The organism is Pasteurella canis (assembly GCF_900454865.1).
Taxonomy (GTDB): domain Bacteria; phylum Pseudomonadota; class Gammaproteobacteria; order Enterobacterales; family Pasteurellaceae; genus Pasteurella; species Pasteurella canis.
Genome location: NZ_UGTV01000015.1, coordinates 816,454 through 841,707, shown reverse-complemented (window position 1 = coordinate 841,707; position 25,254 = coordinate 816,454). Strand labels below are relative to the sequence as shown.

General features: G+C 38.8%; 40 protein-coding genes, 1 tRNA gene and 1 pseudogene. 31 read left to right on the top strand and 11 right to left on the bottom strand.

Going from position 1 to position 25,254, the window contains the following annotated elements:
- Positions 1–108: 108 nt before the first annotated feature.
- Entirely contained in the window at positions 109–906 is a 798-nt protein-coding gene (locus DYE19_RS04540) for a hypothetical protein (RefSeq protein WP_099821951.1), read from the bottom strand.
- 213 nt (positions 907–1,119) lie between these two features.
- On the opposite strand from DYE19_RS04540, the gene DYE19_RS11255 reads away from it, so the two are divergent.
- The gene (locus tag DYE19_RS11255) at positions 1,120–1,293 is read left to right on the top strand and encodes a hypothetical protein (protein WP_167409471.1); all 174 of its coding nucleotides are present in this window, start codon (positions 1,120–1,122) and stop codon (positions 1,291–1,293) included.
- On the opposite strand, the gene DYE19_RS04535 is transcribed toward DYE19_RS11255, so the two are convergent.
- From DYE19_RS04535 to DYE19_RS04510, 6 genes are all read right to left on the bottom strand, one after another.
- Positions 1,280–1,531, bottom strand: a complete 252-nt coding sequence (locus DYE19_RS04535; RefSeq protein ID WP_115322772.1) for a hypothetical protein — start codon at positions 1,529–1,531, stop codon at positions 1,280–1,282. The two genes, DYE19_RS11255 and DYE19_RS04535, sit on opposite strands and share 14 nt — an antisense overlap.
- A 13-nt stretch (positions 1,532–1,544) precedes the next feature.
- Positions 1,545–1,769, bottom strand: a complete 225-nt coding sequence (locus DYE19_RS04530; protein ID WP_115322771.1) for a hypothetical protein — start codon at positions 1,767–1,769, stop codon at positions 1,545–1,547.
- Positions 1,770–2,404: 635 nt separating this feature from the next.
- Positions 2,405–3,052, bottom strand: a complete 648-nt coding sequence (locus tag DYE19_RS04525) for a hypothetical protein (protein ID WP_115322770.1) — start codon at positions 3,050–3,052, stop codon at positions 2,405–2,407.
- Positions 3,052–3,420, bottom strand: coding sequence for a hypothetical protein (locus tag DYE19_RS04520; RefSeq protein WP_115322769.1), 369 nt, complete (start codon positions 3,418–3,420; stop codon positions 3,052–3,054). The genes DYE19_RS04525 and DYE19_RS04520 overlap by 1 nt, the downstream gene beginning before the upstream one ends.
- Positions 3,420–4,268 (bottom strand): ParA family protein, encoded by an 849-nt coding sequence (locus DYE19_RS04515; protein ID WP_115322768.1) that lies wholly within the window; start codon positions 4,266–4,268, stop codon positions 3,420–3,422. Before DYE19_RS04515 ends, DYE19_RS04520 begins: the two co-directional genes overlap by 1 nt.
- A gap of 71 nt (positions 4,269–4,339) precedes the next feature.
- The gene (locus DYE19_RS04510) at positions 4,340–5,029 is read right to left on the bottom strand and encodes a S24 family peptidase (protein ID WP_115322767.1); all 690 of its coding nucleotides are present in this window, start codon (positions 5,027–5,029) and stop codon (positions 4,340–4,342) included.
- A gap of 121 nt (positions 5,030–5,150) precedes the next feature.
- Here DYE19_RS04510 and DYE19_RS04505 point away from each other — a divergent pair, with 121 nt between their 5' ends.
- Positions 5,151–5,351, top strand: coding sequence for a transcriptional regulator (locus DYE19_RS04505; RefSeq protein ID WP_075266297.1), 201 nt, complete (start codon positions 5,151–5,153; stop codon positions 5,349–5,351).
- Between the two features lie 20 nt (positions 5,352–5,371).
- On the top strand, positions 5,372–5,647 hold the full coding sequence (locus DYE19_RS04500) for a hypothetical protein (protein ID WP_005756640.1): 276 nt from the start codon (positions 5,372–5,374) through the stop codon (positions 5,645–5,647).
- 36 nt (positions 5,648–5,683) lie between these two features.
- Here the strand turns inward: DYE19_RS04500 and DYE19_RS04495 are convergent, their stop codons facing one another.
- Entirely contained in the window at positions 5,684–5,836 is a 153-nt protein-coding gene (locus tag DYE19_RS04495) for a KTSC domain-containing protein (RefSeq protein WP_255313093.1), read from the bottom strand.
- 32 nt (positions 5,837–5,868) lie between these two features.
- Here DYE19_RS04495 and DYE19_RS11250 point away from each other — a divergent pair, with 32 nt between their 5' ends.
- From DYE19_RS11250 to lysC, 13 genes are all read left to right on the top strand, one after another.
- A complete protein-coding gene (locus DYE19_RS11250) occupies positions 5,869–6,039 on the top strand; it encodes a hypothetical protein (protein ID WP_167409470.1) in 171 nt (56 codons plus the stop codon).
- A gap of 52 nt (positions 6,040–6,091) precedes the next feature.
- The gene (locus DYE19_RS04490) at positions 6,092–6,322 is read left to right on the top strand and encodes a helix-turn-helix domain-containing protein (protein ID WP_115322765.1); all 231 of its coding nucleotides are present in this window, start codon (positions 6,092–6,094) and stop codon (positions 6,320–6,322) included.
- Position 6,323: 1 nt separating this feature from the next.
- Complete coding sequence (locus DYE19_RS11455; RefSeq protein ID WP_255313092.1) at positions 6,324–6,458, top strand: hypothetical protein; 135 nt, start codon at positions 6,324–6,326, stop codon at positions 6,456–6,458.
- On the top strand, positions 6,439–7,299 hold the full coding sequence (locus DYE19_RS04485; protein ID WP_115322764.1) for a DNA replication protein: 861 nt from the start codon (positions 6,439–6,441) through the stop codon (positions 7,297–7,299). The genes DYE19_RS11455 and DYE19_RS04485 overlap by 20 nt, the downstream gene beginning before the upstream one ends.
- Positions 7,296–8,651, top strand: a complete 1,356-nt coding sequence (locus tag DYE19_RS04480) for a replicative DNA helicase (RefSeq protein WP_115322763.1) — start codon at positions 7,296–7,298, stop codon at positions 8,649–8,651. Before DYE19_RS04485 ends, DYE19_RS04480 begins: the two co-directional genes overlap by 4 nt.
- Before the next feature lie 2 nt (positions 8,652–8,653).
- Positions 8,654–9,079: a recombination protein NinB gene (locus DYE19_RS04475; RefSeq protein ID WP_115322762.1), complete on the top strand. Its 426-nt coding sequence runs from the start codon at positions 8,654–8,656 to the stop codon at positions 9,077–9,079.
- Positions 9,080–9,152: 73 nt separating this feature from the next.
- A complete protein-coding gene (locus tag DYE19_RS04470; protein ID WP_115322761.1) occupies positions 9,153–9,752 on the top strand; it encodes a recombination protein NinG in 600 nt (199 codons plus the stop codon).
- On the top strand, positions 9,753–10,214 hold the full coding sequence (locus tag DYE19_RS04465) for an antiterminator Q family protein (protein WP_115322760.1): 462 nt from the start codon (positions 9,753–9,755) through the stop codon (positions 10,212–10,214). It begins immediately after the preceding gene.
- Positions 10,215–10,397: 183 nt separating this feature from the next.
- Positions 10,398–10,473, top strand: a tRNA-Asn gene (locus tag DYE19_RS04460).
- Between the two features lie 66 nt (positions 10,474–10,539).
- Positions 10,540–10,836, top strand: coding sequence for a hypothetical protein (locus DYE19_RS04455; RefSeq protein ID WP_014390733.1), 297 nt, complete (start codon positions 10,540–10,542; stop codon positions 10,834–10,836).
- A complete protein-coding gene (locus DYE19_RS04450) occupies positions 10,833–11,363 on the top strand; it encodes a lysozyme (RefSeq protein WP_115322759.1) in 531 nt (176 codons plus the stop codon). Before DYE19_RS04455 ends, DYE19_RS04450 begins: the two co-directional genes overlap by 4 nt.
- Positions 11,336–11,659, top strand: coding sequence for a DUF2570 family protein (locus DYE19_RS04445; protein WP_115322758.1), 324 nt, complete (start codon positions 11,336–11,338; stop codon positions 11,657–11,659). Before DYE19_RS04450 ends, DYE19_RS04445 begins: the two co-directional genes overlap by 28 nt.
- Positions 11,565–11,846, top strand: coding sequence for an Rz1-like lysis system protein LysC (gene lysC / locus DYE19_RS11610; protein WP_115322757.1), 282 nt, complete (start codon positions 11,565–11,567; stop codon positions 11,844–11,846). The genes DYE19_RS04445 and lysC overlap by 95 nt, the downstream gene beginning before the upstream one ends.
- Before the next feature lie 33 nt (positions 11,847–11,879).
- Here the strand turns inward: lysC and DYE19_RS04435 are convergent, their stop codons facing one another.
- A complete protein-coding gene (locus DYE19_RS04435; protein WP_046338366.1) occupies positions 11,880–12,314 on the bottom strand; it encodes a type II toxin-antitoxin system HicB family antitoxin in 435 nt (144 codons plus the stop codon).
- A 28-nt stretch (positions 12,315–12,342) separates the two neighbouring features.
- Positions 12,343–12,525 (bottom strand): type II toxin-antitoxin system HicA family toxin, encoded by a 183-nt coding sequence (locus tag DYE19_RS04430; RefSeq protein WP_016533497.1) that lies wholly within the window; start codon positions 12,523–12,525, stop codon positions 12,343–12,345.
- 321 nt (positions 12,526–12,846) lie between these two features.
- On the opposite strand from DYE19_RS04430, the gene DYE19_RS04420 reads away from it, so the two are divergent.
- The 3 genes and pseudogenes from DYE19_RS04420 to DYE19_RS04410 all read left to right on the top strand — a co-directional run bounded on the left by DYE19_RS04420 (position 12,847) and on the right by DYE19_RS04410 (position 16,076).
- Positions 12,847–13,326 (top strand): DUF1441 family protein, encoded by a 480-nt coding sequence (locus DYE19_RS04420; RefSeq protein WP_115322756.1) that lies wholly within the window; start codon positions 12,847–12,849, stop codon positions 13,324–13,326.
- Complete coding sequence (locus DYE19_RS04415; RefSeq protein ID WP_115322755.1) at positions 13,326–15,437, top strand: phage terminase large subunit family protein; 2,112 nt, start codon at positions 13,326–13,328, stop codon at positions 15,435–15,437. The genes DYE19_RS04420 and DYE19_RS04415 overlap by 1 nt, the downstream gene beginning before the upstream one ends.
- A gap of 121 nt (positions 15,438–15,558) precedes the next feature.
- Positions 15,559–16,076: pseudogene (locus DYE19_RS04410) on the top strand (Rha family transcriptional regulator).
- A gap of 46 nt (positions 16,077–16,122) precedes the next feature.
- On the opposite strand, the gene DYE19_RS04405 reads toward DYE19_RS04410, so the two are convergent.
- Positions 16,123–16,653, bottom strand: coding sequence for a hypothetical protein (locus tag DYE19_RS04405; RefSeq protein ID WP_115322754.1), 531 nt, complete (start codon positions 16,651–16,653; stop codon positions 16,123–16,125).
- Between the two features lie 403 nt (positions 16,654–17,056).
- On the opposite strand from DYE19_RS04405, the gene DYE19_RS04400 reads away from it, so the two are divergent.
- The 12 genes from DYE19_RS04400 to DYE19_RS04350 all read left to right on the top strand — a co-directional run bounded on the left by DYE19_RS04400 (position 17,057) and on the right by DYE19_RS04350 (position 25,011).
- The gene (locus DYE19_RS04400; RefSeq protein ID WP_255313090.1) at positions 17,057–17,917 is read left to right on the top strand and encodes a phage antirepressor N-terminal domain-containing protein; all 861 of its coding nucleotides are present in this window, start codon (positions 17,057–17,059) and stop codon (positions 17,915–17,917) included.
- Positions 17,918–18,042: 125 nt separating this feature from the next.
- Positions 18,043–18,267, top strand: a complete 225-nt coding sequence (locus DYE19_RS04395) for a hypothetical protein (protein ID WP_115322753.1) — start codon at positions 18,043–18,045, stop codon at positions 18,265–18,267.
- 77 nt (positions 18,268–18,344) lie between these two features.
- Positions 18,345–18,497 (top strand): hypothetical protein, encoded by a 153-nt coding sequence (locus DYE19_RS11245; RefSeq protein WP_167409469.1) that lies wholly within the window; start codon positions 18,345–18,347, stop codon positions 18,495–18,497.
- 1 nt (position 18,498) lies between these two features.
- On the top strand, positions 18,499–20,016 hold the full coding sequence (locus tag DYE19_RS04390; protein WP_115322752.1) for a phage portal protein: 1,518 nt from the start codon (positions 18,499–18,501) through the stop codon (positions 20,014–20,016).
- Positions 19,991–21,988 (top strand): ClpP-like prohead protease/major capsid protein fusion protein, encoded by a 1,998-nt coding sequence (locus DYE19_RS04385; protein ID WP_438361433.1) that lies wholly within the window; start codon positions 19,991–19,993, stop codon positions 21,986–21,988. The genes DYE19_RS04390 and DYE19_RS04385 overlap by 26 nt, the downstream gene beginning before the upstream one ends.
- Before the next feature lie 67 nt (positions 21,989–22,055).
- Positions 22,056–22,382, top strand: a complete 327-nt coding sequence (locus DYE19_RS04380; protein WP_115322750.1) for a DUF2190 family protein — start codon at positions 22,056–22,058, stop codon at positions 22,380–22,382.
- Positions 22,375–22,677 (top strand): phage tail protein, encoded by a 303-nt coding sequence (locus tag DYE19_RS04375; protein WP_083002271.1) that lies wholly within the window; start codon positions 22,375–22,377, stop codon positions 22,675–22,677. Before DYE19_RS04380 ends, DYE19_RS04375 begins: the two co-directional genes overlap by 8 nt.
- Positions 22,678–22,680: 3 nt before the next feature.
- On the top strand, positions 22,681–23,208 hold the full coding sequence (locus tag DYE19_RS04370; RefSeq protein WP_115322749.1) for a phage tail protein: 528 nt from the start codon (positions 22,681–22,683) through the stop codon (positions 23,206–23,208).
- The gene (gpU, locus tag DYE19_RS04365) at positions 23,208–23,618 is read left to right on the top strand and encodes a phage tail terminator protein (protein ID WP_115322748.1); all 411 of its coding nucleotides are present in this window, start codon (positions 23,208–23,210) and stop codon (positions 23,616–23,618) included. Before DYE19_RS04370 ends, gpU begins: the two co-directional genes overlap by 1 nt.
- Positions 23,618–24,268 carry a hypothetical protein gene (locus DYE19_RS04360; protein WP_101776011.1) on the top strand — a complete coding sequence of 217 codons (651 nt, stop codon included), beginning with the start codon at positions 23,618–23,620 and terminating at the stop codon, positions 24,266–24,268. The genes gpU and DYE19_RS04360 overlap by 1 nt, the downstream gene beginning before the upstream one ends.
- 54 nt (positions 24,269–24,322) lie before the next feature.
- Entirely contained in the window at positions 24,323–24,715 is a 393-nt protein-coding gene (locus DYE19_RS04355) for a hypothetical protein (RefSeq protein WP_115322747.1), read from the top strand.
- A gap of 38 nt (positions 24,716–24,753) precedes the next feature.
- Positions 24,754–25,011: a phage tail assembly protein T gene (locus DYE19_RS04350; protein ID WP_438361430.1), complete on the top strand. Its 258-nt coding sequence runs from the start codon at positions 24,754–24,756 to the stop codon at positions 25,009–25,011.
- Positions 25,012–25,254 lie beyond the last annotated feature (243 nt).

Below are 25,254 nucleotides of genomic sequence, written 5' to 3'. Positions count from 1 at the left end.
AATACCTAAAATTTAGGCATAAAAAAACCACTTTTAATTCGGAGTGTCGTAACCGACTAGGATTTGATAGTGCGGTTATCTTAATCCGAAAGAGCGGTGGTTGTCAATTTAGATTTTATTCATTGAGTTGTTTAACTTTAATATTTTGTAGATAACAGGCTCTTCATCAATATATTCAACTAAAACATCAACTAAGAAAATTTTATGGTACGGGTATTCTTCATTTAATATCATTTTTTCTTTGAGTGTCTTGTCTTCAAATTTTACTCGTACAGGCTTTTGTGATACTGCAGGAATAATAGCTCTATCGTGTGCTTTGCTTTGAGCATCTGCGGTGGATGACCAGTATAGTGTCGTGTTTTGTAAAGTGTTTTCTTCTCGCTCTTTGAGTAGTTTTAATTCTCGGTTAATATTGTTTTGTGCCAATCCTGCAAGTGCATTGTCTGCGTGTAGATGTATATGTACATCGCCTTGATTATTAGAAACTTGTAAATTGAATTGTGCTTTAGGATCGATTGCGATAGGCTCTAAAATGTTATTGGCATTTTTCAACATATTCGCAGTAAGGCGTTCAGGCTTTTCGCCTCTATTCATTGCCCAATCTAAAATATTTTTCAAGTGCCCTCCAAATTCAAGAATTGCATTTGCTTGCTCAATAAGTGAATATGTGCTTGATACTAGTGCTGCAAGCTCAATAAGGAAGCAGCCTTGTGTGATTTTTTCTACATAGATATGCTGTTCACAGGGTTCAATATCAATTTTGTTGTCTTGTATAAATTGGCGATATTCTGCGGCAATACCTTCCATACTTTGACAAAAAACTGATAGCTGCAATGGCTCGCTATTATCAATTTCGATTAGTAGTTTCATATTTTTATCTATTGTGTAATGTGTTTCAGCAACCATAACCCACCTCAAATTTTAGACACAAAAAAAGCCGTTCAAAACGGCTTGTAGTGCTGTTATCTTAATCCGAAAGAGCGGTAACTGTCAATGCGGTTTTTTAACGAGAACCACAAAACTCGCCCTTACTTGTCACCACAACACATAAGGAATTGATTTTATTTTGTGCTAGCTGTATATTTTTAAATACCACAACACAAAATAAGGATATTAATTATGGAACATTTTTGTTTTAAAGATGCTTTATCTTTAGCTTTTCAATCAGCCTCTTCTGAGCATTATTTAACAATAAAAAATAGCGCCCTTAGAAAAAAACGCCTCAAAGAGTTATTTGATATTGCAGAAGAGATTTATGAGGAAGCAAAAAAACGTGGACTTAAGACAGATTGATTTTCTTATATGCTTCAATGAGTGAGGTAGCAAGATCTTCTGGCAAGAAGCCTGTGCTTCGGCTTGCGCTATCTAGAACCGTTTGGAAAATTTGGTCTTTTACTGCTTTTTCGAGATGGTTCAATTTATTTGTTTGATTGAGCTCACTTTGCTCATCAATAATCACAAAATTAGCTATCTTCCCTTGTTGCTTTGCAAGGGTCGCTAGTGCTAAAAGCTTACTCATTACATCTTCCATTTCTTACCCCTAGTTAAACCAACTCTCTACAACCCAATCTACGTTTCTGTACAGCTCTTACTGTATTAACGCCTAATTGCCCTCTATTGCAGTTATAATTCGCAATATCTAATTTCTTAGCCTTAACTGGAACATCAATCAAAGCCGCATTAATGCGGTTAGATGTCTTTTTACTGCATAATTGCTTTTGTCTTTCTCTAAGACGTTTCGCTTGTTTTAGCATTTTTGATACTTTCATATCGTTTGCTCCTTTCTCTCTCATTTGAAAGCACACTTACTTGTTTGAATGCGCTTTTAAATAAGTCTTGATTTATGTCGCTAGCACGTGGGAGTCATAATCAAGTAACTCAATTCCACTTAACCAAATTGTGTCGCAATCACAGACTACTTAATCAATAAGGCTATATTTGATTAACTTGTGATGTGTAGATTTTTAAAGAGCAGCGAGATGTGTATCTCGTTTTGTTGGATATAATTTAGCAAACACTAAATATTTAGTAAAGTGTTTATTTAGTAAAATTTAGTTAAATTTTGAGATTTATTTAGTAAAAAGTTGATTTCTAAAGAAAAATATTTTTAAATTTTTTTGATTAATTGCTGAGTTTGTGAGCTATATCACAGAAAAGAGAGGGGATTAGTGCATCAAAAACAAAGCACAAATAGATTAGTGAATCGAAAATGGGGGAATTTGATTGGCTAATGAATTGAGGGTAAAGAAAAACCACCAGTGTGGCGGTTTATTGTTCAATAATTAAAAAAGTTGGTAAATGTTTTCAGTCATTCTGAATAACTGCTTTACTGTCAAAGTAGTAGTATATTATAGGAATAAGTAAAGATACTACAAACTTTAGCAAGTCTATCTTTAGAGTAAGATTAGCTGCTAAACTGACTGAGATATTGTTTATATATTGCGTTACCTACTAGATATTTTAGTTGGGATTTAGCACGATGAAATGTAGCATCAACACAATCACTCTCTTCAAAAATGAAATATTTAATGAAGTAATTTATAACATTAAGTAAGTGATTGACTGCAGTACTTACGGAAGAGAAAGTTTGTCTTTCACATTCTAGGAAAGCATTTGAATAGTTAAGATTGGCGATATGATTGTTATGCACATAATTACAACACTCAACATATTCACTATTGAGTTTATCCCTAATACTTTTTTGTTTTTGAGAAAATTCATTAAATAGCTCTCTTACGCCTGTATTATCTGTATTTCCCTTATACAAAGCACAACGAAGGAAATTTTCAATCGCAGAGCGTAAATTAAAGTAGAAATAACGCTCCTGATTTGTTTTTATACAATGCATTGCGTAAAGTAAATCACTAAACATACCTCTAAAAAAGTTATTCTCTTGGTTTCTTTTTTTAATAATATAAAGAAATGTCATTCTCTTTATAATACATCTCACATTATTTTTATCGGTACTTTCTGATAAATTAGACCAGGAATCCAATTCAGCATAAAAATTATCAAGTGATTTTTGATATATAAAAGGTTCTAGTTTTACCATTATTGCAAGATACTTCTAATCAATGCTTGTATTTCATTCAAGTTTGAAGTTGATTTTTGACGCTTAGTTGTTTTCTTTTCTTCTTGATAGTCAATTAATAATAGTATTAATTTTTTTAACTTCCTTGCATCTTCTTTATTGTATTTACTAGAAATAATTTCTTTTAATAGTTTTCCAACAAGGAGTGTTCTAGACTTTAAAACATAAGGTTTAAAGGAAATGTTATAAATTTCAAATATGATCTGGGCAATATCAGAATTCTTTTTGAAGATCTTTTTCTCGTATAAGATTTCAGTAAGGGCGCCACAAAATTCAAATTGATTTCGATATCCATCTAATGTTTTAATTTTATAAAGTGTCTTTTCCATTATTGTGTACCCTCTAATTTTTTAATAAGCTCCTCTGAAATAGCCTTAATGTCATTTTTTGATTTAGTGTAGCTAGAAGCAATATTCCCTTGGTTTCCTACCATTAAATCACGAACATAGGACAAGTGATTGAGGAAAAATGGTAAATCCCTTATTTTGTCTGTATTTTCTAGACCTTCTTTTAACCTTATTGTTTTCTGAGTCATTGAGTCTTCAATATGAGTATAGATAATACCAAGTGGTTTTATTGGCAAGTCCTCTTCATATGCTATATTGTTTATCACACTAAGTAAACTAGAAACACCAAGAATTGAGTATTGATCTATTTTTACAGGGGTAATATAAAAATCAGATGCAATTAATGCTGCATCGGTATACATTGAAATAGTTGGTGGACAATCAATAAAAATATAATCATATTCATCTTTTAATTTGTTTTCATCAATAAATTTTTTAATACGTTTATATTTTGTATTATCTGTTTTATTGCTATCGAAGATAAGGTTAATATCTCCAAGAATAAGCCCTAGGTTTGTAGATAATTGATATATAAGTCCCTTGCCAGGCACTTTACTTTGTGAATAAATATCATCAGGTCGATGAAATATTTTTCGAATTGAATGAGTGTCTAATAATTCAATATATCTTTCGCTGAGATCATATTTAGTCATAAAAGATTGTGTTGAGTTGAATTGTGGGTCGACATCAATGACAAGTATTTTCTTCCCCATTTCATTAGCAATATAATCCGCTAATCCGATACACAGAGTTGTTTTTCCAACACCTCCTTTCATATTAATAAAACTAATTACCTTAGCTTGCTTCACTGGTATATTCTGTTCACTCATTTCACCCCTCCTTTTATTTACAGTAAAATTTAGAATCTACAAACATAACCTACGCTAAATAGCTAAATTCTCTAATCACAAAGCACAGACCACCAGAAGACTTTGCCTAAAATTGTAATTTCGTTTAAATCAACCACTTCTTCAGGTGCGGAATCAGGGTTGTAACTTCTTATTCTCACTTGTTCATTTGGCATTTTGTGTAAGATCTTAATGCGTAATAAGCCACCGTGATTTATTGCGTAAATTTTGCCGTCTTTTATCGTGGTATTGCCACGATCTATACCTACCGTTGCACCATCAGGGATAACAGGTTCCATTGAATCGCCATCTGCTGTAATACAAACCGCATTATCATATTGCACGCCTTGTTTGCGTAGCGTGGCTTTAGAAAAACGAAGCTTAAAGTTGTTGTAGTCCATGATGTCATCAGAGAAACCATTTCCCGCAGCAAAACGAATATCTTTCAAGAAAGGAACTTCTACCTCATCATCGTGAAGTGGAGTATTGCGATCCCATAAATCAAAAGATCCAATATCTTTTACGTTAGATTCTATACTGCTTTGTTTTATATCTAAGTAAAACGGTGGCATTCCATTTTCACTTTCTAATCTTCTTGCCGCTTTTTCACCAAATGATGGCGTTTTCCCACTAATTAACTGAGATATATAACTTCTATCTTTTTCAGGTACAACTTTGTCTGAGAACCATTTTTTTAGATTTTCTCTTCTTACCTGTGTTAGCTCGTTTTTGTCTAGATTCATAAAGTACTCCTATTCAGTTTGATGATATTTAGTAATAACTAAACTAGCAAATGCTAAATAATGTTTACTTTTGCATTTATTAAATGCTAAACTATATTTAGTTTTTAATATCGGAGGTGAAATGGAACTTAAAAACTACTTATCAAATCGCCCCCGCGGTTTCAAAGCCGAGTTTGCTAGAAAACTAGGTATTTCAAAATCATTTCTTTGTCAGGTCGAAAAGGGATATTCAAAAGCTCCTATCGAGTTAGCTAAGAAAATAGAAAACCTAACTAGTGGGGTAGTGAAGAAAGCAGATATCCGCCCCGACGTATGGGGTTAACTTATCAAAAGGGGTGTGCAATGGCACGCAATGAATTAACAAAATCTGCAATAGAGATTGCAGCCTTAGTTAGAAGAAAGGCAGTAGAAAGAACAGATAAAGAGCTTGCTGAGTGTATCGGTATAGACCCAAGCACTTTATGTCGTTTTAAAGCAGAGCATTTAGATAAATTCTGCGCTTATTTAGATGAGCTTGGATTAACAGTTACAGAAAAAGGGCTTAACCAAATAAGTGATGCAGAGCTTGAGGCGTTAAAGCTTTTTGCAAGTAAAGGTTTGGCTGAGTTTGGGCAATAAAAAACCACCGTTGGCGCGGTGGCTAATTAGGAATAACTAAACACGGCGGTATCGGTAGTACGGTTTGATGTAGTCAGCAATGTAACTACCTTTTGACCATGCTGACATCAGTCCAGTGTAGCGAGATAGTGGCACGTTGAGATATTGATAGGTTCCACCGCTACGGAATTTAACTTCAAGAATTTGCAAATTTTCATCATAAGCAACGGAGAGAACATTTGATGAGCGAACAGGTATGTGATGCACATTTTCCCCCTAAATTTAATGAGATGTCAGTAAATGAGATTATCGCACATTTTGCCCGTTATCAGTTTGTCGATCAAGAACGTCATAAATTGGAACTGTGTGATGATTTTATTCGGTTAGTGGAAACTGTAGCAAAAAAAGCCTAGCAAAAAGCCCATGTTGGCGCATGGGCAGTAATCTAAAGGAGATTTTGTAAACATGAAAAATACTAATTTAAACGAAAACGAAAGTAAAGCACAAAGTGCACAGATTTTAAAAGCGTTAAAAAATGGCGAGAAACTCACTCACCTTGATGCTGAAAGACGTTTTAACTGCTTACGCCTTGGTGCACGTATTCATGAACTTAAAAAGCGTGGTTATGAAATCAAATCTCAAATGATTACAGTTCCAAGCGGTAAACGAGTGGCCCAGTATTCGATGGTGGTGTGATATGGAGAGATTCAACAGACCTGTTCGGGTGGATGAATTACTAGAATATTGTGTAGATGGATTATTAGAGCGTTGGGACTATCAGGCAGAAGATAAACAGAGTGGAGAGGTAGAGGATGAGCAAGCTATTAATTAATGAACAACCATTACAAGTTATCCCTAGTCTTGCCACTTTGATCGGTTTGAACGAGGCGATCTTTGTTCAGCAATTGCATTATTTTCTCAATATCAGCAAGCACAAATACGAAGACCGTACTTGGATATATAACACTATTGATGAATGGTGTGAAGTATTTCCTTTTTGGTCTAAAAAAACAATACAAAGAACCATTAAAAAACTTGAAGAAATAGGTTTGGTTTTATCTACAAACAAATTGAACAAAATGAAAATGGATAAAACAAAATGGTACTCAATTGCTTATGAAAAAATTGAAGAATTGACTAGTCAAAATGACCAGATGCGATGTGACCAAAACGGTTCATCCATGAGGTCAAAATGGGATGATCGATATAGTCAAAATGACCAAATGTCATGTGGTCAAAATGACCATACCAATAACCATAAGAATAAAGAGATCTATACACAAAATACACCCCTTACCCCTCAAGGTGAATCAGCTAACGCTGATGATGTGCCAGTTGCTGAAAATAAAAAACAACGTTCACTGAATATCGACTATGTGGGAATTGGAAAAGCGTACAACCAATGTGTAGCTGAAACTGGTAAAAATCTACCGTCACTTGCAGATCCTGAAAACCTAAGCCAAGCACGAAAGCGCAAAATCAAAATACTTGCTGCAGTGATGAAAAAACGCTTTGGCTCTTGTGATGCAGAAACATTTAAAAATTATTTCTTGGATTTTATGAAGTCGGCAAGGTCTTTTTACTTTGGTGAGAACGAACGTGGTTGGCGTGCTGATTTTGAGTATATCTTGAGTGAAAAAATCATGGATAAAACAATCGAGGGATCGCTATGAAAAACACAACGTATGACCTTGAATACAGTTTAATCGGTTCATTTCTTTCTGGTGGTTTAACGGCTCAAGCTCGTGAAGTGATGACATGGTTAGAACCTGAAATGTTTGCTACTTATCAACTTGGTTCAATGTATAACAATATTCGCAAACAAGCACGCAAAGATAACGTGATCGATATTATTTTATTGCATCAAGATTTCGGCGAAGACTTTGCTAATTTAGCGGAGATTATGAAAAACACAATCACATCCGCAAATCTCACAGGATATGCACATAAAGTGCGTTCATTTTGGGTTAATCGCACCGCACAAAAAACGATGCTTGAAATGGCAGCAAAACTATCTCAAGCAAGAGATGAACAGGCAGAAAAAATTACAGAAAAAGCACTTTCTGAAATGCAAAAGCTTTTAAGCAGCAAAGTTGAAGTTAAGCCTATCGTAATGGGGGAGTTAGTTGATGAATATATCGATGTCTTAGAGAAACGCAGCAAACAAGATTTCAACTCAAGACTTCTTCATACAGGCATTGAGGCTGTAGATAACATTTTAGGTGGCATTAATCCGACTGATATTGTTGTGATTGCTGGTCGTCCTGGAATGGGTAAAACCGAGTTTGCTTTAACGCTCACTCGCAATATTGCAGAACAAAAAGGTGCAGTTTTATTTTTTAGCTTAGAGATGGCCAATCAACAATTAATGGACCGTATTTTAAGCGCTAATGCAAATGTTCCAGTCAGAAAACTCCGCAATCCAAATAGCATGGATCAAACTGAATTTGGTCGTGTAGGTGATGGGCTAGGGAAAATCAAAGATCATCACATTTACTTTGTCGATCGTGGTGGTTTATCAGCAAATGAAATTGTATCTATCACAGAAAGTCATTTAAGTAATACAGGACCACTTTCAGCAATCTGTATTGACTATCTTGGATTAATGAATCACGGATCGCTTAAAAATGCTAACAAAAGCCAATTAATTGAGGATTCATTAAGTACGCTTAAAACGTTCGCTAAGAACTTTAATGTGCCAATCATCTTACTAAGTCAGTTAAACCGTGAGGTTGATTCTCGTAGTGATAAACGTCCTCAAAACTCTGATTTAAGAGATAGTGGTTCAATCGAACAGGATGCCAGCCAAATCATTATGCTTTACAGAGAAAAGGCATACAAAAAAGACAGCGACAACGATTATTCAGAAGCCATTATTACTAAGAATCGTTTTGGTGAACTTGGAACGGCTTATATGAAGTTTGATAAAGGGCATTTTGTAGATTGCGATCAAGCGTTGGCATATCAATTTGCTAATGAAAAGCCAGCTAATACCGAAATTAAGAACTATGGGAGAAGAAATTAAATATGGAAATTAAAAACCAGTTCTTCTTACGCTCAGAACAAGTGCGGTCAAATTGCCAGAATTTTATCGCTCAACTCCCTCTCGATGATGACAAGCCACTAGTCGTTGATATTAAGCCGAGAACACGCAACCTTGAGCAAAACGCTAAATTCCACGCTATGTGCCAAGACGTGGCTAATCAGCTCGAATTCATGGGTAGAAAGCTCACGATGGAGCAGTGGAAAGTGTTGTTCATCTCAGGTCATGCGATGGCAACAAATGAAAAAGCAGAAGTAGTACCAGGTCTAGAGGGTGAGTTCGTAAACATTCGTGAAAGCTCAGCAAAAATGAGTGTTAAACGCATGGCAAGCTTAATTGAGTATGTAACAGCCTATGGCATTAGTCATGGTGTTAGATTTAACGATAGATACGGATTTTTGGGGAAATAATGGAAGATTTTTTGATTGTGGTTATATCGCTAGGAATGTTGTTTTTGGGTTGTTTGTTAATGGGTGATTTTCTATGACAACAAAGAAACCAAAGGAACACAAATGCAAAGTATGTGGCTGTTACTTTGTGAAAAGCAAATCAACACAGAAAGTCTGCTCAGTTGACTGCGCTATCAAGCTCAGCAAAGAAGATGCACGCAAGAAAAGAGAAAAAATCCAAAGAAGTGAGAGATTGGCCACCAAAAAACGCATGACTGCTTTGAAAGAGAAGAATAAAACTCATAACGAATTAATCAAAGAGGCGCAGGAGGCAGTTAATAAATACATTCGCGCGAGAGATGTAAATCAGTGCTGTATTTCGTGCGTAACGCCATTAATAGCAGAGCAGTTAGGTGGTGGATTTGATGCAGGTCATTATCGCAGTAGAGGCAGCGCACCACATTTAAGATTCTACACATTAAACATTCATGGGCAGTGTAAAAAGTGTAATCGTTATCACGGAGGAAATTATCATCAATTCAGAATTGGCTTAATTGAACGTCTAGGTATTGAAAAAGTCGAGCAAATAGAAGCAGACCAAAGACCAAGACATTATTCAAAAGATGACTTGAGACGGATTAAAAAAATCTTCAATAAAAAAGCAAGAATGTTGGAAAAGCGTAAGGGGTTATAAGTGGGAGACAAATTATTAGAAAAACCAAGAAAGGAATGGGTTCAAAACCACTTAGATGCTTGGGGAGCTTGGGCTTTTAATGGTTTAGATTTTGACTGTCAAACAAATATTATTGCAAAACTAATGCTGGAGGCTAATGGAAATAAAAATTCAAAGCAGGACAGAAAGATGTGTGATGATGAACTAGGATTGGTGATTAGTTCTGTTATTGGTCATTGTATAAAAACGCCATCTCCAGAAGATTATAAGTATATCGAGGCTAAATATATATTTAATTTATCCAACTACTCAATAGCTAAATTTCAACATGCAAAAGATAAGTCTATTTCATTTAACGCTTGGTATAAAAGAATCAATCAAAGCATAGATTCATCAGAATGGATAATTGCTAAGTTTCTTGATTATGCTCTTAAAAATCACAAAAATGCAGATAGATTGCAAAAGTTTGCTTTTAACGTGTAAAAAGTATTGACTCTGGTGTAGTTTTCATATATCGTATGAGTTAATGGTGGTCGTAGTGTAAGTATGATTCACCGCAGGGGTAAGAGTTGGCACTCAGGTGTGCTTACACACTCCCAAGAAACGTTCGATTCGTTTACTTATCCCATTCAACAAAACCTAGCCTTAAAGCTAGGTATTTTTTTAGGATAGTTAACTCAGTTGGTAGAGTGGCTGGCTGTTAACCAGTATGTCGCAGGTTCAAATCCTGCACTGTCCGCCAAATTCACAAGCTCAGTCTTCACGGACTGGGCTTTTTTGTTGCCCCAAAAGCAAGGGGGGGGAGATTATGAAAATGAAAGATGCTGGGACGCAATCATATATCTGGTCGGGATTTAGTGGCTTACTTGCTTGGCTAGGCGATCAACAAAACTTGATGATGGTTAGTCTTGCGATCGGTATTGTTACCGCTCTCGTTAACTTATCCTCAAAGTTTCATGAGCGAAGAGTTCGAATTAGAGAAGAAGCCAGAAAACTCAAAACGAGAGAAGAAGAAAGAAAAATTAGAATTCGCGACGAAGAACGAAAAGAAGAGCTTCACAGGCTTCACGTAGAGCGATTAAAAAAAGGGCTTGATATCGAATGAAACACGCCAAGAAGATAACAGCTTGTTCTGTTGCAATGATTATCGCTGTTGTTATGTCTGATTACTCTAATGAGATTCGCACAGGTGAACGTGGACTAGAAATCATTGGTAATGCTGAGGGCTGCGCTCGTGAGCCTTATAGATGTCCTGCTGATGTTCTAACGGTTGGTATTGGCTCAACAGAATTAAGCGGACTTCAAATTGAACGTAAAAAATATTCAGATGAAGAAATTGCTCAACGTTGGGTAAATGACATTAAGGTTGCAGAGAAATGTGTTAATGACTGGGCAAACGGGAAGAATTTGCCGCAAGGTGCATTTGAGGCAATAGTATCAATCACATTTAATGTTGGATGTTCTAAGCTTAAGCATTCTACATTGTTTAAGCACGCTAAAAATGGTGATATTCAAGCGATGTGCGATCAGTTTCCACGTTGGAAATACGCTAGCGGTAAAGTGTTGCGTGGACTTGAAATCCGTAGACGAAAGGAGCGTGAGCTATGTTTAGCCGACTTACACAAATCTTGATTGTCGTAATTTTGGGCTTGTGTGTCGCGTTGTGGTTCCAGTTCCAATCTATTTCTAACTTAAAAGCCAAAAACACTACTCAAGCCCAAATCATTTCACAGCAAAGTGAAAGTATAAAATCACTTAAACAGCAAGAAGAAATCAACAGGCAGCTCACGCTTGAAATCAGTAGATTAGAGAGTGAATCACGGAGTAAATCAGATGAAGCAATCAATTCTATTTCACATGATGAAAAGAGTGCTGACGCTTACAATGCTAGCGCTCCTCGTTCTATTGTTGAGTTCTTGCGCCAGTAAACCAGTAGCGCAAGTATGCCCAAGTATTCCAGCAGCGTTACTAGCACATCTGGATAGGACAGATTTCACAGGACAGACATATGGTGAAGTAGCCAAATACGCTGTCATTCTTAAACGTGAAAGAGATGTTTGCTTAACTCGAATCGACAAGATTCGAGAGTGGCAAGTAGAAAACGCACAGAATTAAAAGAGGCATAGATATTTCACTATGCCTTTTTTATTATAAAGATGATGATAACTCTCGTTGTGAAGCTACTGCTAAGAAATGGCTACGGTCTTTATAGATTGGATTATTAGCTACACGTTGGTCTATTCTATCAATTAGATATTGCGGTAATACAATATTTACACGCTGGCGTTTACCAAAGTAAGCAGTGATATCTACATCGATTAGTAACCAACTATCGCAATATTGAAAATCTTCTTGCTCTTTATAGTGAAGAAATCCTAAATCTTTAATTTGGGAAATATCAAAATTATCTTCGACCATCATTTCTAAGATGGTATGGATTGCATCAGTTACCATTGGAACAATTTCTTCGACAGTATCTGCACCACTAAAACAAGAGTAAGTTTCATTAAAAAGCGCAGGCACACATAAGCCAAACGCTTCATTTTCATTTTTTGGCGTTTCAACGCCAATGGTAAATAACATATAACCTCCTAGATAGGACTCGGCAGAGCTATAAAAGCCCTGCCGATTTCTTTATGGATCTGACAGTACCTATTGGTAAATCTTTCTTGGGATGCGGAACAGGAAACGTCTTTCCTGTTTTGGGTGAATACCATATATGGTGCGACCCTTTACATCTCAATTCAGTACATCCAATTGCTGTCAGTTCCTTGATTAAGTCGTGTGAGTTCACGTGATACCTCCTTTGCCTTAATCAAATACTATTATACACACACATACACACAAGTCAAGTATTTAAAAAAGGATTAACCTATGCCAAAAAAAGACGAGGTTAAATCCACGTCTAAAGGGCGTGGTGAAACTAAATTCACGGATAAACAAAAATGCTTATTTTTTATTCATTACAAAATGTAAAAGGTACTCCTGATGGGAGTGGGCTTTCCACGGGGCTGGACGCGCGCGGTTTTTGACAGTTTTTTGAATTTCTAGGCATCATCATCTTTCTGTAGTTTTGCTGTTTTTTAGACGTTTTTATTTTTTATGAGAGGAGCAAATGGAAAATTTATTTGATCTGAAACTCAATATAAATCAGATCGCTGAAGTTGCAGGATTGCACCGTCAAACAGTATCTCAACGTGTTGCGGGATTAACTCCAGCTTTAGGCAGTAATAGCAAACTTAAACTATACAAGTTGTCAGATTTGCTAAAAATGGGCCTACACGAAAAAATGTCAGCTGATGTCGATAGTCTTTCCCCTGTTGAACGGCGTGCTTTTTGGCAAGCAGAGAATGAGCGTCTTAAATATGAACGTGATACAGGCGAACTTATTCCTTCCTTTGAAGTTGCACAAGAAATGAGTTTTTTAGCTAAAGCACTTATTCAGCAACTAGAAACATTGCCTGATATTTTAGAGCGTGATTGTGGATTACAACCGTCAGCCCTCGTGCGAGTTCAGCAAATAATTGATGATATTCGTGATCAAATGGCTTTACATATTCAATTAGGTGACACTAAAAACGAACTGGAGGAATAATGTTCGCATCAGCTAAAGATATCCGAAAAGATATAGCAAATGCAATTAAAGCTCCTCGTAGAATGAAAGTGTCAGAAGCTGTATCAGAATATATGCGAGTACCTGTTGGTGGAGGGAATTCAGTAAAGTGGGATAAGCATACTGCTGCTTATATGCTTGAACCAATGGACTGCCTTAATTCTCGTGAATATGATGCAGTGATTTTTGTTGGTCCCGCTCGAACAGGTAAAACGATAGGCTTGATTGATGGTTGGATTACTTATTCAATTATCTGCGATCCATCTGACTTCTTACTTGTTCAGTTAACGCAAGAAAAAGCGAGTGAACACAGTAGGAAAAGATTAGACCGAACTTTCCGTTGTTCGCCTGAAATCGTGAAACGGTTAAGTCCGCGTAAGAATGACAACAACGTACATGATAAATATTTTCGTGCAGGAAACTTATTAAAAATTGGTTGGCCGTCTATCAACGTGCTTTCTTCTTCGGATTACAAATACGTCGCATTGACGGATTATGACCGCTGGCCAGAGGATATTGACGGTGAAGGTGACGGCTTTTCGTTGGCATCAAAACGTACTACTACGTTTATGTCAGCAGGAATGACATTAGTCGAAAGTTCCCCTGGTAAAGATATTGTCGATATCAAGCATACACCTAAAAGCACTCACGAAGCACCACCGACAACAGGCATTTTGAGCTTGTACAATCGTGGTGATCGCCGCCGTTTTTATTGGCAATGTCCTGATTGCTCAGAATATTTTGAGCCGTCAATGGCAAATATGGTGGGTTATCGAGATGATAGCGATTTTGTTAAAGCCAGCGAAAATGCTCGCTTACAATGCCCGCATTGCCAAGCATTGATTACACCTGAATTAAAACGAGAGTTAAACATTAAAGGTGTGTGGCTCAAAGAGGGGCAGAAAATCAATGCAAAAGGCGAGATTACGGGCGAACCTCGCAAATCTCGCATAGCATCATTTTGGCTTGAAGGTCCAGCGGCAGCCTACCAAACGTGGGCGCAGCTCACCTACAAGTTGTTGAACGCCGAACACGAGTATGAGATGACAGGCAGCGAAGAAACCCTCAAAGCGGTCACCAATACCGACTGGGGATTGCCTTACCTGCCACGCTCTGCGCTCGAACAACGCCGTGCTGATGAGCTGATGGAACGCCGTGAAGAAGTTGAAGAGAAAACCGTGCCACCGCAATGTCGCTTTATTGTGGCAGCGGTGGACGTACAGGGCGGAAAAACCCGCCGTTTCGTGGTGCAAATGGTCGGCTATGGAGAGAATGGCGAACGCTGGTTGATAGACCGCTACAACATCTCGCACACCTTGCCCGACAACGACGGTGTGATCGAAAAAATCGACCCACGCATACCGGACGATTGGCAAATACTGATCTCAGATGTGCTGGAAAAACGCTATCCGCTTGCCCACAACCCGAACCACTTTATGCCGATTTTGGCAATGGCGGTGGACAGTGGCGGTGAAGAAGGCGTAACCGATAACGCCTACAAATTTTGGCGGAAATGTCGGCGCGACGGCTACTCGAAACGAGTCTATTTAGTCAAAGGCGACAGCACCAAACGGCAAAAGTTGATTACCAAAACTTATCCCGACAATACCACACGCTCCGACCGACACGCTTCGGCACGGGGCGATGTGCCGTTGTATCTGTTGCAGACGGATTTTCTCAAAGATCGCATCAATAATGCCCTTGCCCGAGATACCGTGGGGGCAAACTACATTCACTTCCCCGATTGGATCGACGAATGGTTTTTCAACGAATTAACCTACGAAGAACGAGGCGCAGACGGCAAATGGCGAAAACCCGGTAAAGGCAATAACGAAGCCTTCGACCTGTTCTGTTATGCCCACGCCGTAGCAATTTTGCGAGGTTACGAGCGGATCAAGTGGGGCGATGAGAAGGACGTGCCAAGTTGGGCAAAACGGCACGACATCAACCCGAATATCATTCGGGAAACACCAAGAAAGGCTGAACAAGTGGTCGAAATTGAAGAAAAACCCGCAAAACCACAACCCAAACCAACCAAAGCCAAAAGCAGTTGGTTAAGTGGTGGCGGAAGAAAAACAGGAGGCTGGCTTTAATTCCCAAACAGCTTTAAATCGTGAGCTTACGAGCCTGTAACAAGGTAGGCACGTTGAGGTAATACAACCCGATCAGAAATGGTCGGGTTTTTTATTATCTAAAATTCATAAAAAGGAAAAAATGATGCAACTAGCAAACCCAGAAAATTTTAAACAGTTTATTCAAATCAAAGATCGCAAAACCATTACTACATCAGAGATTGTGGCAAAGGTTTTTGGTAAGTACCACAAGCACGTTATCCGTGATATTCGTGAAATTCTCGAATCTGGAGATGAAGAATTCAACCGGACCAATTTTGGTCTCGTTGAATATATCGACAAAAAGGGCGAAAAACGCCCAATGTTCGAGATGACCAAAGACGGTTTTATGCTGCTGGTAATGGGTTACAAAACCAAAAAAGCAATGGCGATTAAGATTTCCTACATCAAAGCCTTTAATTCAATGGCAGAGCAAATCAGTCAAAATGGCTTAACCTTACTTGAACAATACTACCAAGCCATCGGCGAACATAAAGCCGAAAAACAGCTTGCGAGTTTTTGTGGTAAAGCCTTGAATGGAAAGGCAAAAAGCCAGTATTGGAAGGTGTAATCCGTATTATGGAAGATAAAATGCAGATTGAGTTGCCTCTATTAAGATAAATAAACTCCAAGAACTCATAATTCTTGGAGTATTGGTTATGTGCAATTAGCGAGTAAGTGAAATTTTTATCATTTGATGTAGCTCATTCGCAGGATCATTGATTACATGTGATATTCGATCTTCACCGGTTTTTAGTACAAACCATTTACGTTGTGATTCTGGTTTCCCATTAATTCTTAACCCATGTTCTGGATAGAAGATTAATGTTAAGAGACTATTACCTAACTTTAGCGTATAAACCTCAAATAGGAATACGTCTAACCCCTGGTTTTCAAAAGTAAGACTATCCCCATTTCCTGATCGTGGGGTCAGTATTAAATTATCACTTTGTTCATCTATCTTCATATCATAATGTTCAATGTGTTCGATTTTTTTTAATGTTTCTTGAAGAGCCTCCAGGGCATCACGTCTTTTCATATTCAATTTCTCAATTAATAAGTGTATGGACGTTGGAATAGGTGTTCTACCACTAGAATATGCTTTATGTTGATTCTCAGTGATATTTAAAATAGATAACCAACGATCTAAGATGAGTTTTGAACGTTTTAGTTCATATTTATATTGATTGTTGTCCATAGGTAAATCCTCCTTTAATGTAGGACAAAGTTATAATATGTAAAGTATATACGCTACCAAGCTGAGATAACGCTTCATTTATGGTGTATATTACACTATTTTTGGTGTATTTCAAGGTGTTTTTATATTATTTTTTATCTTTACCTTGTAGAATTTTTGTTGTACTATTCCCCCATAGGTCTCAAAAGCCTTTTACATTCAGCGGTAATTCACCCCGTCAGCGTGATTTTTTTGTACCTGCAATTTACAAGCGGTCAAAAAACAACAATTTTTTACAATGGTCGGCAGTGCGAAGAATACAATACCCGAAAGGGGAATAATTCCGCCTGACTGAATGCAGGTTTTGAGCTGCCGACCGCCCTAACTCAAAATTAGGGACTTTCTCTCAGAAGGAACATTCAGAATGACTACTCAAATCTCTACCCAAACACTCTCATTTTACGGTTCAGATCTTATTACTCTCAAAGTTGAAAATGTTATCTACACAGCTATTCGTCCGATTGTAGAGGCAATCGGTTTGGACTGGGCAAGCCAATCAGTAAAACTAAACAAAAATAAAGAAAAATTCGGGTGTTGTGATATCGCAACACCTACAAATGGCGGATTACAAAAAATGCTCTGTATGCCAATCAAAAAACTCAACGGCTGGCTATTTAGCATTAACCCCGAAAAAGTGCGAGCAGATTTAAAAGAAAAAGTGATCCGCTACCAAGAAGAATGTTTTGAGGCACTCTATAATTACTGGCATTTTGGCAAAGCGGAACGCAAAACCACCGTAGATGAACGCACCGGCTTACGCAATGCCGTGAATATGTTGGTTAGCAAGAAAGGACTGATTTATTCCGATGCCTACAACCTTGTTCATCACTATATGAACGTTGAAAGCATTGAAGATATACCAGCAGAAAAATTACCAATGGCGGTGGAATATGTCCATAAAATTTGTTTAGAGGGCGAGTTGATTATTGACCCGCCAAAACAAGATGATGACCTTGCAGATAATCTTACTTTAACCTCAATGTGGTTCGCACTTTATAACTGCCTAGATTTATTAGGGCAGCTTGAACAACCTTTGCGAGCAATCGGATCGCACTTCGGTTCAACGGCATACACTCACGCTACGGAATATTGCCACACATTACAATTTGCGAGAGATGTGCTAATGCCGAAATTAGAGGGCGTAGAAGAGCCGCACTACCATTTAGCATTGAAAACAATGCGAGCAAGAGAATACCCACTAAGAAGAGGTATTACTAAACGATAATTTAGCAAAATTTTAATCAAAACCGACCGCTTGTAGCACGCTGTAAGCGGCTTTTGGCGTATCTAAAAATCACAGAATACAACTGCACGGGTAGAAAGCTTGTGCGGTTTTTTATTGGAGTAAAAATGAGCCTTTACACCATTGACGAGCTTAAACAAAAAATCCGCACGCTTGATGAAAAAATCGAAACCGCACAAAGCCAAGTGAGCTTTAACGGGCGGTCTGTATCATATCAGGTGGCTGAATTAACCAAACAACGTGATCGCTATCAAACCATGCTGGACGAACAGCTTGCAACAAGCGGTCAGAAAGTGCGAAAACATCGCATTAAGTACGCAAGATTTATCTAAAAACAAACCCCGACAGGCGGCAACCTATCGGGGTTTTTTCATATCCACTTATCGTACCTAAGAGGACATAAATTTGAATGAATTTTAATATAGAGATCGCAAAAATGCTAGAAGTAATTGAAAAATCAGCCAAAGCACGCCGATTTGCTTATATTTTCATTATATTGCTGTTTTCTGCTGCCGTATGGTGGAAACTTCCTGATGTAATTATGACATTTAACGGTGGTTAAGATGAACTTCCTCGAAAAAACCATTGCAGCCCTTTCCCCAAAATGGGCGGCAAATCGCTCCCGAAACCGCTATGTGCTGAATGCTTATGAAGCAGCATTACCCAGCCGAACCCATAAAGCCCAACGAGAGGGCAAAGGGGCAAATACCACCGTTCGTCAAAGTGCGGTGAGCTTACGAGAGCAGGCACGCGCCTTAGACCAAAACCACGACATTGTGATCGGCATTCTCGACAAAATGGAAGAGCGGGTGATTGGCTCGAAAGGCATTCACATTGAACCGCAACCGCTCACGCTTGCTGGTGATGTCCACGAAGAATTAGCGGGGCAAATCCGTAAGCTGTGGGCGGAATGGTCGGTCAAGCCTGATGTGACGGGCTTATATACTCGCCCACTGTTGGAACGAATGCTATTGCGGACGTGGTTACGAGACGGCGAAGTCTTTGTTCAGCTGGTAAAAGGCAAAGTGGCAGGGCTGGAACACGGATCACAAGTGGCGTTTTCGCTCGAAGCCTTAGAGCCGGATTTTGTGCCAATGCAGTCGGACGAAGCCAAAAACGGCTTAGTGCAAGGCGTGTTTCTGAATGCGTGGCGGAAACCGACCGCTTACCAAGTCTATTTAGACAATCCGCAAGAAAGCAGTGCAATGTACGGCAAAGTTAAAACCGTACCGGCAGAAAATATGTTGCACCTCGCCTTTCGCAAGCGGTTACATCAAATCCGTGGTGTGAGTATGTTGCACGGTGTGATTGTGCGACTGGCGGATCTGAAAGAGTATGAAGAGAGCGAACGAGTGGCAGCTCGCATTGCGGCAGCAATGACGATGTACATCAAAAAAGGCGATGCTGCACTCTACGGCGATGACGAGCAAGGCGATGAACAACGCTTATTTGATATTGCACCTGGTGCAGTCATTGATGATCTGAAACCTGGAGAAGACATTGGGTTAATTAACTCAAATCGTCCTAATACTAACTTAGAAAATTTCCGCAATGGTCAATTGAGAGCCACTGCAGCAGGCACAAGATCAAGTTATTCAAGCATTGCTCGAGATTACAACGGCACTTATTCTGCACAACGGCAGGAACTTGTAGAAAGTTTTGAAGGCTATGCGGTACTACAAGATGCGTTTGTGGCAGCAATTAGTCGTCCGATTTATCGGGAATGGCTAAAAATGGCGATTGCCTCACAAGCGATTAAATTGCCTGATGATATTGACCAAAACTCGCTCTTTAATGCGGTTTATTCAGGGCCTGTAATGCCTTGGATTGATCCGATAAAAGAGGCGAATGCATGGAAAGAGCGTATCAAAGGTGGTCTAGCAACTGAAGGGCAAGCAATCCGAGCAAGCGGAAACAATCCAGCCGAAGTCAAACGACAGCGGATCGTTGAAGTGAAAGAAAATGCTCGTGAAGGCTTGAAGTTTGATACTGACTTAACTAATACACAAGGAATTACTGATGGAAAAAACAAAAATGATTCTACCGCCGATGGCGATGGGGACAGCAACCAAGACGAATAATCAGTCTTGGTTTACTATCAAAGCGGCTGCGAATGATACTGCTGAAATATCAATCTATGAAGAAATTGGCGGCTGGGGGATTTCGGCACAACAATTTGCTAAGGATTTAAAAGCCCTTGGCAATCTCAAAAACATCGACTTACATATTCATTCCCCTGGTGGTTCGGTGTTTGACGGAATTGCTATCTACAACCTACTTAACAATCACTCAGCAACAAAGACCGTCTATATCGACGGTCTTGCTGCATCTATGGCATCGGTTATTGCAATGGTGGGGGATACGGTCATTATGCCCGAAAACGCAATGATGATGATCCACAAACCTTGGGGTATTCAAGGCGGTGATGCTGAAGATATGCGGAAATACGCCGACTTACTCGATAAAGTCGAAAACACCTTAATCCCCGCTTATGCCAAAAAAACAGGCAAAAGCCACGAAGAATTAGCAGAAATGCTAGCTAAAGAAACTTGGCTCAACGGTAAAGAATGTGTTGAGCAAGGTTTTGCCGATAAACTCGCCGAGCCTGTGAAGGCAATGGCAACTATTCAATCAGAACGTATCAAGGAGTACGCAAATATGCCAAAAGCAATGAAAGAAATGTTGTTTGCCCCACAAGGCAACGCTAAACCGCAACAACCTGCTCAAACGACATCACCTGTCGCAGAAGCTCAACCAGTTGCAAAAAATCCAGAAAACCCGACCGATCTTTCGTCTAGTGTCGATCCTATTTCGGCATTAGCGGAACGCAACGCTAAAATTAAAGCTACTTTTGCCGCTTTCGGCGATAAATATGATGGCTTAATGGCAGATTGTCTTGCTGATGTATCAATGACAGCAGAGCAAGCCAAAGACAAGTTACTCGCCAAATTAGGCGAAAACACTACGCCAAGCGTACCACAAAACCATATTTATGCTGGTAATGGTAATCTTGTAGGCGATAGTGTTAAATCCGCTTTACTTGCTCGTGCTGGTGTCGATAAAGCAGAGAAAGACAATGCTTACAATGCAATGACCTTACGTGAGTTGGCTCGTGCCTCATTAGTTGATCGTGGTGTCAGCGTATTAAATTACAATCCAATGCAAATTGTAGGTATGGCGTTCACGCATTCTACAAGTGACTTTGGTCAAATTCTCATTGATGTAGCACATAAATCTGTGCTTCGTGGTTGGGAAGAAAGCAAAGAAAACTTTGAAAGCTGGACACATAAAGGAACCTTAACGGATTTCCGTCCTGCCTATCGAGTAGGCTTAGGTGGTTTTGACAGCCTACCAATGGTGCGAGAAGGGGCTGAGTACACCTATGTAACATTGGGTGATACAGGTACGCACGTATCTTTGGCAACCTATGGTGGCTTATTTAGCATTACACGCCAAACGATCATCAATGATGATATGAATATGCTAACAGCTATTCCATTCAAACTTGGTCAAGCGGCACGAGCAACTATCGCAGATTTAGTGTTTGCCCAATTAACTGGTGATCCTGTGATGACCTACGATGGCAAGAAATTGTATGATGCAACTCACAAAAACACCTTAACCAATGGCAAAATTGATGTGACAACCATTGATCAAGCAATTCAATTAATGAATGCTCAAAAATCTTTTGATGGCAAACAATTAGCTATTGAGCCAGATGTTTTACTCACACCAACATCTTTATTTACCAAAACTAAACAGGTATTAGGCTCAAGTTCTGTTGAGGGTGCGGATATTAACGCGGGCATTATCAACCCATTGCAAAATGTGGTGCCTGTGACTAAATCACAACGTCTACAAGGCATTAATCCTAAAGTTTGGTACTTGCTCAACAAAGAGGCTATTGAAGTATCCTACCTCAACGGCGTAGAAACACCATTTATCGATCAGCAAACTGGTTTCACTGTAGATGGCGTGACAACCAAAGTGCGCATTGATGCTGGTGTAAATGTACTAGATCATCGTGGTATTGTACGTGTAACAAATGCGTAAATTCTCCCAAAACTGACCGCACTTTAATTAGTGCGGTTTTTTATTATCAAAAATAAGGAAAATTCTTATGGCTAAAAACTTTATTCAAAATGGTGACACCATTGATTTTGTTGCGACAAAAGCAACTAAAAGCGGCGATGTTGTACAAATCAATGACCTCAACGCCATTGCAGTCACAGATATTGAAAATCAAGCAACGGGTACAGGTATTGTAGGTGGCGTATGGCGTGTGAAAGCCAAACAATCAGACGATATTCAACAAGGTGCAATTTTATATTGGGATAATGCTGCTGGCGAAGCCACAACCACAAAAGGCTCTCATAAACGCCTTGGTATTGCTTGGTCAAACTCAGGCACATCATCTGCAGAAGTTGATGTGAAGATCAATGTCTAGCCCTTTTGAGCAGGCGTTATCACTGGCAGATCAAACCATCACTCAAACAATGATGTCGGAATGGCTAATTAACAATAAGCCTTATCCTGCAACTTATGACGAAGCTCCTCGCATTATGGAGGGGCTTCATTCTTATGAGGAGCAAGCATTAAACGGCACATTGCGAACCTTAACCCTCTTTCGTACATCAGGCTATAAGCCCCGTTTAGACGATAAAGTGGTCGGAAATGGCAAGAAATATCTGGTTAAATCCTACCACTTTGTCGATGGAATGATCGTATTACAGCTGGAGTAAGCGATGAGCAAAATCACAGGTGAGCGTGAGTTACGCCAAGCAATGCAAAAACTGCAACGTGACGTCAATAAACAAGCGGCAAAATCTCTCCGAAAAATTGCAAAATCGGCAATGAAAAAAGCAACTAAAAATGTTGCGCAGCAGATAGGTGTTAATGCAAAAACGGTGCGTGGCAGAGCAAGGCTTACATTCTCGCCAACGGCAAATAATCCGAAAGCGATTATTCGAGTTAATCGCAGCCATATGCCGTTAATCCGTGTGTTGGAAACTAAACGCAACCGCATTTCTTCTCGCAAAGGTGTGTTACGAGTAGGGCGGCATTCAGTTTCCCGTGGCTTTGTTCAGCGGCTTGCTAATGGGAGAACACACATAATGTTTCGTCAAGGGCGAGAACGTTATGGGATTGATGTGGCAAAAATCCCACTGGCAACGCCTTTAACTAACGCTTTTCAAAAAGAGTTGGTGGATTATCCTGAACAACTTAGACAGGAATTATCCAAAAATCTCTCAGCTTCATTACGGAGAAAATAATGAAAATCCATTCTCAAATTCGAGAGGAAGTCCTCACTTTTCTGAAAAAGAAAATTAGCGATGTTGAGTATTTCTATAACGGTAGCCCTTCGTTCATCAATATTGATGAAGAGCAGAAAGCCATTGCGGTTTTTATTGATGATGCATTTTGTCAAGAGGCTACGACTTGTTACGACCAATGGCAAGCCAAACTCAACGTGGCGATTTACATCAAATCTATTGACAATGGTGAAAATGAACTAGATGAGATTGCTCAGCAAGTTGCCGATTGCTTAGAACAAGCAGAATTTATACACCTAGATAGTATTGCATTGACAGCATATAGCTACGAGCAAGATCAACAACAACGTACTTGGTACGTTTCACAAATTCAATTTAATATCGAATATGGATTAGAAGGAGAAAACTAATGGCTAAAACAACCCCGTTCCAAGGAACAAAATTTTATCTCGGCACTGGTGTCGAAGCTGAAAAAGCAATTACGGCTTGTGAAGTTTCACCTAATGCCAAAATCACAGTAGCAAGTCACGGTTTGAAAAAAGGTGATTGTATTAAAATCACAGGACTAGGAGCACTTGATGGTTATTACCCAGTTAAAGGTGTGGATAACAATACTATTACCCTTGCCGATGAAGTGGATTGGTCAAACCAAGACAAACCAACGGATTTTGCGAATGCTAAAATGGCAAAAGTAAAATGGTCATCTAATTTCTGCGCAATCAAGAACATCGAAAAAGACGGTGACACCTTGACCGAAGAAGATGTGACGACTATGTGCAGTGAAGGGACTGAAACAGAGCCTGGGGATATTGAACTCGGTTCGGTGAAGTTAACTTTCTTTTATGCGCCAGCAACAGTGATGCAAGCCGACTTGCGTAAGAAATTCTACGGCAAAGAAACGTTCCCATACTTGATTGTCTTCAAGGAAAATCAAGGTTCACTTTACGGTACAGGCTTTATCCAAACGGGTGCTAACATCAGTGGTGAAGTTAAAGGCAAGTTTGAATCAGGTATTACGATCAAGCAATCAAAACGTGACTACTTATTACCAGTCGCTTAACCATAAACAGCCCTCAATCGAGGGCTTTTTTATTGCTTACAAAAGGAAAAACTAATGAAAGGCACACGAGAAACACTTTTAAAAAATAAACCACGTTTAACAAAACTGGAAATTAACGGTGCAGAATATTATGTACGTGAATTTAATGTAGGTGAAGTCAACGAACAGCTTTACGGACAACAACAACGTTTAGTTAAAATTGCACAATCACAAGGGATTGAATTAAATTTTGACGATACGGAAGAATTAACTAAGCAATTAGCGAAAATTTACGATCCCCATACATTAACCCGCACGTTAGCGATCCGCCTGTGCGATGAAGATGGGAATAATCTGTTTGATGCAGAAAATGAAGAAGATTTAGCCGCACTTTCGCAGTTAGACAAAGAAGTCTTTGAAAAATTAACTGAAGTAATCAACCCAAAGGAAGAAGAAACAAAAAACTAACGAACCGACGCAAGTTCCAAATCAATCTGTCGCTTGCGTTGGGTAAAACCTTAGCAGAAATCGAACAAATGCCAGAGCAGCACTTGGAAGAATACCAACAATTCTACAATGAACAGCCGTTTGGACTTTGGCGTGAAGATTATCGCACGGCTCAAATATCACATTTACTCGCAATGATTAATCGTGATCCAAAATCAAAACCAATGGAATTAACTGACTTTATGCCATTTTATAAAGAGCAGAAAACAGAAGAATTGGAAGATGACGGAAGTGCAGAGTTTTTGGCGAGTCGATAAAAGAATCATCATCTCAAAAATAAGGTTAATATTTTTTGGGGAGTATTAAAAATTGACTGCTTATTATTTTTGCAGTAAGATTTCCCAAAATAGCCAAATTGTAACTAATTACTTTTTGGCTTTTTTTATGCGTAAAATTTCTCAAACATCTTTAAATTGGTAGATACCAAGCCGAAAGGTAGGAACGTTGTGGGCAACAAACAACCTCGATCAGAAATGGTCGGGGTTTTTTATTACTCAAAA

Coding starts and splice junctions, on each gene's coding strand:
- DYE19_RS04420 (WP_115322756.1), top strand. CDS start 12,847: ATGGAAAATTTATTTGATCTGAAACTCAATATAAATCAGATCGCTGAA.
- DYE19_RS11245 (WP_167409469.1), top strand. CDS start 18,345: ATGAATTTTAATATAGAGATCGCAAAAATGCTAGAAGTAATTGAAAAA.
- DYE19_RS04475 (WP_115322762.1), top strand. CDS start 8,654: ATGGAAATTAAAAACCAGTTCTTCTTACGCTCAGAACAAGTGCGGTCA.
- DYE19_RS04360 (WP_101776011.1), top strand. CDS start 23,618: ATGGCTAAAACAACCCCGTTCCAAGGAACAAAATTTTATCTCGGCACT.
- DYE19_RS04540 (WP_099821951.1), bottom strand. CDS start 906: ATGGTTGCTGAAACACATTACACAATAGATAAAAATATGAAACTACTA.
- DYE19_RS04450 (WP_115322759.1), top strand. CDS start 10,833: ATGAAACACGCCAAGAAGATAACAGCTTGTTCTGTTGCAATGATTATC.
- DYE19_RS04485 (WP_115322764.1), top strand. CDS start 6,439: ATGAGCAAGCTATTAATTAATGAACAACCATTACAAGTTATCCCTAGT.
- DYE19_RS04370 (WP_115322749.1), top strand. CDS start 22,681: ATGAGCAAAATCACAGGTGAGCGTGAGTTACGCCAAGCAATGCAAAAA.
- DYE19_RS04535 (WP_115322772.1), bottom strand. CDS start 1,531: ATGGAAGATGTAATGAGTAAGCTTTTAGCACTAGCGACCCTTGCAAAG.
- DYE19_RS04505 (WP_075266297.1), top strand. CDS start 5,151: ATGGAACTTAAAAACTACTTATCAAATCGCCCCCGCGGTTTCAAAGCC.
- DYE19_RS04355 (WP_115322747.1), top strand. CDS start 24,323: ATGAAAGGCACACGAGAAACACTTTTAAAAAATAAACCACGTTTAACA.
- DYE19_RS04530 (WP_115322771.1), bottom strand. CDS start 1,769: ATGAAAGTATCAAAAATGCTAAAACAAGCGAAACGTCTTAGAGAAAGA.
- lysC (WP_115322757.1), top strand. CDS start 11,565: ATGAAGCAATCAATTCTATTTCACATGATGAAAAGAGTGCTGACGCTT.
- DYE19_RS11455 (WP_255313092.1), top strand. CDS start 6,324: ATGGAGAGATTCAACAGACCTGTTCGGGTGGATGAATTACTAGAATAT.
- DYE19_RS04395 (WP_115322753.1), top strand. CDS start 18,043: ATGAGCCTTTACACCATTGACGAGCTTAAACAAAAAATCCGCACGCTT.
- DYE19_RS04490 (WP_115322765.1), top strand. CDS start 6,092: ATGAAAAATACTAATTTAAACGAAAACGAAAGTAAAGCACAAAGTGCA.
- gpU (WP_115322748.1), top strand. CDS start 23,208: ATGAAAATCCATTCTCAAATTCGAGAGGAAGTCCTCACTTTTCTGAAA.
- DYE19_RS11250 (WP_167409470.1), top strand. CDS start 5,869: ATGAGCGAACAGGTATGTGATGCACATTTTCCCCCTAAATTTAATGAG.
- DYE19_RS04375 (WP_083002271.1), top strand. CDS start 22,375: ATGTCTAGCCCTTTTGAGCAGGCGTTATCACTGGCAGATCAAACCATC.
- DYE19_RS04405 (WP_115322754.1), bottom strand. CDS start 16,653: ATGGACAACAATCAATATAAATATGAACTAAAACGTTCAAAACTCATC.
- DYE19_RS04435 (WP_046338366.1), bottom strand. CDS start 12,314: ATGTTATTTACCATTGGCGTTGAAACGCCAAAAAATGAAAATGAAGCG.
- DYE19_RS11255 (WP_167409471.1), top strand. CDS start 1,120: ATGGAACATTTTTGTTTTAAAGATGCTTTATCTTTAGCTTTTCAATCA.
- DYE19_RS04515 (WP_115322768.1), bottom strand. CDS start 4,268: ATGAGTGAACAGAATATACCAGTGAAGCAAGCTAAGGTAATTAGTTTT.
- DYE19_RS04385 (WP_438361433.1), top strand. CDS start 19,991: ATGGGGACAGCAACCAAGACGAATAATCAGTCTTGGTTTACTATCAAA.
- DYE19_RS04445 (WP_115322758.1), top strand. CDS start 11,336: ATGTTTAGCCGACTTACACAAATCTTGATTGTCGTAATTTTGGGCTTG.
- DYE19_RS04400 (WP_255313090.1), top strand. CDS start 17,057: ATGACTACTCAAATCTCTACCCAAACACTCTCATTTTACGGTTCAGAT.
- DYE19_RS04380 (WP_115322750.1), top strand. CDS start 22,056: ATGGCTAAAAACTTTATTCAAAATGGTGACACCATTGATTTTGTTGCG.
- DYE19_RS04415 (WP_115322755.1), top strand. CDS start 13,326: ATGTTCGCATCAGCTAAAGATATCCGAAAAGATATAGCAAATGCAATT.
- DYE19_RS04520 (WP_115322769.1), bottom strand. CDS start 3,420: ATGGAAAAGACACTTTATAAAATTAAAACATTAGATGGATATCGAAAT.
- DYE19_RS04455 (WP_014390733.1), top strand. CDS start 10,540: ATGAAAATGAAAGATGCTGGGACGCAATCATATATCTGGTCGGGATTT.
- DYE19_RS04510 (WP_115322767.1), bottom strand. CDS start 5,029: ATGAATCTAGACAAAAACGAGCTAACACAGGTAAGAAGAGAAAATCTA.
- DYE19_RS04500 (WP_005756640.1), top strand. CDS start 5,372: ATGGCACGCAATGAATTAACAAAATCTGCAATAGAGATTGCAGCCTTA.
- DYE19_RS04390 (WP_115322752.1), top strand. CDS start 18,499: ATGAACTTCCTCGAAAAAACCATTGCAGCCCTTTCCCCAAAATGGGCG.
- DYE19_RS04525 (WP_115322770.1), bottom strand. CDS start 3,052: ATGGTAAAACTAGAACCTTTTATATATCAAAAATCACTTGATAATTTT.
- DYE19_RS04470 (WP_115322761.1), top strand. CDS start 9,153: ATGACAACAAAGAAACCAAAGGAACACAAATGCAAAGTATGTGGCTGT.
- DYE19_RS04480 (WP_115322763.1), top strand. CDS start 7,296: ATGAAAAACACAACGTATGACCTTGAATACAGTTTAATCGGTTCATTT.